A 4,405-nucleotide genomic window follows, 5' to 3' on the forward strand; every position below is an offset into this window, starting at 1 on the left:
ATTATCCGCAGTTGCTGGAGCAAGCCATGGAACAATTTGGAGTGGACATGGAGACACCTTTTGAGGACTTGTCCGAAGCGGATAAAAACTTGATCCTTTTTGGATCTGGGGGGAAAGAGTTCCATTTCCACTATGAAAATGAATTTGGTGGTGTACGGGATATTGACATCCCCTTTGAAGGTGTAGTGACCAATATCAACCGCCGCTACCATGAGACCAATAGTGACTATACCCGCACCCAGATGCGTCTCTACATGAATGAACTGACCTGTGCGACCTGTCATGGCTACCGCCTCAATGATCAAGCCCTCTCCGTTCGTGTCGGAGGTGAGCAAGGACTCCATATCGGTGAAATCTCTGATCTTTCAATCGCGGATCATTTGGAGTTGGTGAGTCAGCTGACCCTGTCTGAAAATGAAGAAACCATTGCGCGTCCTATTCTCAAGGAAATCAAGGATCGCTTGACCTTCCTCAACAACGTGGGGCTCAACTATCTGACCCTGTCTCGTTCTGCAGGGACCTTGTCTGGTGGCGAGAGCCAGCGCATTCGCTTGGCAACCCAGATCGGATCGAACTTGTCAGGGGTTCTCTATATCCTGGATGAACCGTCTATCGGTCTTCACCAGCGGGACAATGACCGCCTCATTGCTAGTCTTAAAAAGATGCGCGACTTAGGGAATACTCTTATCGTGGTAGAACATGATGAAGATACCATGCGGGAGGCGGATTATCTGATTGACGTGGGTCCTGGTGCTGGTGTTTTTGGCGGTGAGATCGTTGCTGCAGGGACACCCAAGCAGGTGGCTCGCAACAGTAAGTCTATCACGGGTCAGTACCTATCTGGCAAGCGCTCCATCCCAGTACCAGAAGAGCGCCGTGTCGGCAACGGCCGTTTTATCGAAGTGATAGGGGCTAGTGAGAATAACTTGCAGCATGTGACCGCTCGTTTTCCACTTGGGAAGTTCATCGCGGTTACGGGTGTGTCGGGTTCAGGTAAGTCAACCTTGATTAACAGCATTCTCAAAAAAGCCATTGCACAAAAGCTCAATCGCAACTCCGATAAACCAGGTAAACACCAGAAAATCACGGGCATTGAACATGTGGATCGCTTGATTGACATTGACCAAAGCCCGATTGGACGGACACCGCGGTCCAACCCTGCGACCTATACAGGTGTCTTTGACGACATCCGTGACCTCTTCGCCCAAACCAATGAAGCCAAGATTCGCGGTTACAAAAAGGGGCGTTTTAGCTTTAACGTTAAGGGTGGCCGTTGTGAAGCCTGTTCGGGTGATGGGATTATCAAGATTGAGATGCACTTCCTGCCGGATGTTTATGTGGCCTGCGAAGTCTGTCATGGGACTCGCTACAATAGTGAAACCCTAGAAGTTCATTACAAGGAAAAAAATATCTCGCAGGTTCTAGATATGACGGTCAACGATGCGGTGGAATTTTTCCAACACATTCCAAAAATCCAACGTAAGCTCCAAACCATCAAGGATGTAGGGTTGGGCTATGTAACGCTGGGGCAGCCAGCTACCACCCTTTCTGGAGGAGAGGCCCAGCGCATGAAGCTGGCCAGTGAGCTCCATAAACGCTCGACTGGCAAATCCTTCTACATTTTGGACGAGCCAACGACAGGACTTCATACCGAGGATATCGCCCGTCTCCTCAAGGTCTTAGCCCGCTTTGTTGACGATGGCAATACCGTCCTTGTCATCGAGCACAATCTGGATGTCATCAAAACGGCAGATCACATCATCGACCTAGGACCAGAAGGCGGTGTCGGTGGGGGAACCATCATCGCAACCGGAACACCAGAAGAAGTAGCGGCTAATAAAGCTAGCTACACAGGACAGTATTTGAAAGGAAAGTTAGAGCATGAATAAACGTGTGGAACGATTTTTAGAAAAAATGGCAGCCCAAGGCTTGGAGGCCATGATCATTAACAACCTGAAAAATGTCTATTATTTGACAGGTTTTTGGGGGTCAAACGGGACTGTTTTGATCACACCAGACCGTCAAGTCTTGGTGACGGACCTTCGTTATATCATTGCAGCCAAAGAAGAAGCGCCAGAATTTGAAATAGTAGCAGATCGTGATGAATTGGCTGTCATTGCAGGCATTGTCAAGGATATGGGCTTGTCTCGCATCGGTTTTGAAGATGAGATTTCAGTTGCCTATCACAGTCGGATGGAGGCTAGCTTTGCAGGTTTGGAATTGCTTTCTCAGAGTCAGTTTGTAGAGGGACTACGCATTCTCAAGGATGAGTCTGAGATTGCGGCTATTCGCAAGGCTTGTTCCATCTCAGATCAAGCTTTTCGTGATGCGCTAGACTATATCAAGCCTGGTAAGACTGAGATTGAGATTGCCAACTTCCTAGACTTTCGCATGCGGGAGTTGGGGGCTGCTGGCTTGTCCTTTGATACCATCTTGGCTAGCGGGGTCAACTCCTCTAAGCCCCATGCTCACCCCATGCACAAGCCGGTTGAGTTGGGAGAAGCGATTACTATGGACTTTGGCTGTCTCTACGACCACTATGTCAGCGATATGACACGGACAATTTATCTGGGTCATGTTAGTGACGAGCAAGCAGAGATTTACACTACTGTTTTAAAAGCTAACCAAGCTTTGATCGATCAAGCCAAGGCTGGTCTTGGTTTCCGTGACTTTGATAAGATTCCTCGTGACATTATCATTGAGGCAGGTTATGGTGACTACTTTACCCACGGGATTGGTCACGGGATTGGTCTAGATATCCATGAGGAACCTTACTTTAACCAACAGTCCAAAGAAGTTATCCAAGCTGGCATGGTCTTGACTGATGAGCCCGGCATTTATCTGGAAGATAAATACGGCGTGCGGATCGAGGATGATATCCTAATTACGGAAACAGGATGTGAATTATTGACCCTAGCACCGAAAGAATTGATTGTTATTTGAGAAAATCTTTAAACTATGATAAAATAAAGAGTAATAATATTTTTAAGAGGTATTAAACATGATTGAAGCAAGTAAATTGAAGGCAGGAATGACTTTTGAAACAACTGATGGAAAATTAATCCGTGTTTTAGAAGCAAGTCATCACAAACCAGGTAAAGGAAATACGATCATGCGGATGAAATTGCGTGATGTTCGTACTGGATCAACATTTGATACTAGTTACCGTCCAGAAGAAAAGTTTGAACAAGCGATTATTGAAACAGTGCCTGCTCAATACTTATACCAAATGGATGACACTGCCTACTTTATGAATACTGAAACTTACGATCAGTATGAAATTCCTGTTGTTAATGTAGCAGAAGAACTGAAATTTATTCTTGAAAACTCAGATGTTAAAATTCAGTTCTATGGAAGTGAAGTTATCGGTGTAACGGTGCCGACAACAGTTGAGTTGACAGTCACTGATACGCAACCATCTATCAAGGGTGCAACGGTTACAGGTTCTGGTAAGCCAGCAACACTTGAGACTGGTTTGGTGGTTAATGTACCAGATTTTATCGAAGTTGGACAAAAACTTATTATCAATACTGCAGAAGGAACGTACGTTTCTCGTGCCTAATCTCTAGGAAGGGGACATTATGGGAATTGAAGAACAACTAGGCGACATCGTCATCGCACCACGTGTACTAGAAAAAATTATTGCAATTGCGACAGCCAAGGTAGACGGTGTCCATTCATTTTCAAATAGTTCTGTTTCAGATACTCTGACCAAACTCTCATTAGGGCGAGGCGTTTATTTGAAAGAAGTTGAGGGAGAACTCACAACAGACATCTATCTTTATCTTCAGTATGGTGTTAGTGTTCCAACAACAGCTATGGCGATCCAAAAAGCTGTAAAAGACTCTGTTCTTGAAATGGCTGATGTCGAGCTCTCAGCAGTGAACATTCATGTAGCTGGTATTGTTCCAGATAAGACACCAAAGCCGAAACTCGAAGATTTGTTTAATGAGGATTTCCTCAATGACTGATGTATTATTAGAATCTAGACGTGATTTGCGTGAACGCGCTTTTCAAGCACTTATGAGTCTCGAATATGATGGGGATGTGATTGAAGCTTGTCGTTTTGCTTATCTCCATGATCGGGAACCAAAGGAAGAACAAGAAATGAATCTTCCTGCCTTTCTGCTCAATCTGGTCAATGGTGTTCGTACTTCCAAGGCAGACTTGGATGACAAGATTGCCCAGCACCTCAAGGCTGGCTGGACAGTGGACCGCCTGACCTTGGTGGAGAAAAATATCCTCCGTCTCGGGCTCTATGAGATGACTGAGTTTGATACACCGCAACTAGTAGCGGTCAACGAAGCTATCGAGCTGGCGAAGAATTTCTCAGATGAAAAATCAGCTCGTTTTGTGAATGGAGTTTTGAGTCAGTTTGTAATGATTGACTAAAAAATCGCGTTTT

The 4,405-nt window shown here is 45.5% G+C and carries 5 protein-coding genes; all 5 read left to right on the plus strand.

What is annotated here, in order from left to right; all coding sequences use genetic code 11:
- Positions 1–1,889, plus strand: a 1,889-nt coding sequence (gene uvrA / locus STRDD10_RS08960) for an excinuclease ABC subunit UvrA (RefSeq protein WP_067195253.1), incomplete at its 5' end; no start/stop codon positions are given.
- Positions 1,882–2,943, plus strand: coding sequence for a M24 family metallopeptidase (locus tag STRDD10_RS08965; protein ID WP_067195256.1), 1,062 nt, complete (start codon positions 1,882–1,884; stop codon positions 2,941–2,943). The genes uvrA and STRDD10_RS08965, both read left to right, overlap by 8 nt.
- Before the next feature lie 58 nt (positions 2,944–3,001).
- On the plus strand, positions 3,002–3,562 hold the full coding sequence (gene efp / locus STRDD10_RS08970) for an elongation factor P (protein WP_067195259.1): 561 nt from the start codon (positions 3,002–3,004) through the stop codon (positions 3,560–3,562).
- A 19-nt stretch (positions 3,563–3,581) separates the two neighbouring features.
- On the plus strand, positions 3,582–3,971 hold the full coding sequence (locus tag STRDD10_RS08975; protein ID WP_067195262.1) for an Asp23/Gls24 family envelope stress response protein: 390 nt from the start codon (positions 3,582–3,584) through the stop codon (positions 3,969–3,971).
- Positions 3,964–4,392 carry a transcription antitermination factor NusB gene (gene nusB, locus STRDD10_RS08980; protein ID WP_067195265.1) on the plus strand — a complete coding sequence of 143 codons (429 nt, stop codon included), beginning with the start codon at positions 3,964–3,966 and terminating at the stop codon, positions 4,390–4,392. The genes STRDD10_RS08975 and nusB overlap by 8 nt, the downstream gene beginning before the upstream one ends.
- The last annotated feature ends 13 nt before the right edge of the window (positions 4,393–4,405 follow it).

It is taken from the genome of Streptococcus sp. DD10 (genome assembly GCF_001578805.1).
Classification (GTDB): Bacteria; Bacillota; Bacilli; order Lactobacillales; family Streptococcaceae; genus Streptococcus.

Coding starts and splice junctions, on each gene's coding strand:
- STRDD10_RS08965 (WP_067195256.1), top strand. CDS start 1,882: ATGAATAAACGTGTGGAACGATTTTTAGAAAAAATGGCAGCCCAAGGC.
- efp (WP_067195259.1), top strand. CDS start 3,002: ATGATTGAAGCAAGTAAATTGAAGGCAGGAATGACTTTTGAAACAACT.
- STRDD10_RS08975 (WP_067195262.1), top strand. CDS start 3,582: ATGGGAATTGAAGAACAACTAGGCGACATCGTCATCGCACCACGTGTA.
- nusB (WP_067195265.1), top strand. CDS start 3,964: ATGACTGATGTATTATTAGAATCTAGACGTGATTTGCGTGAACGCGCT.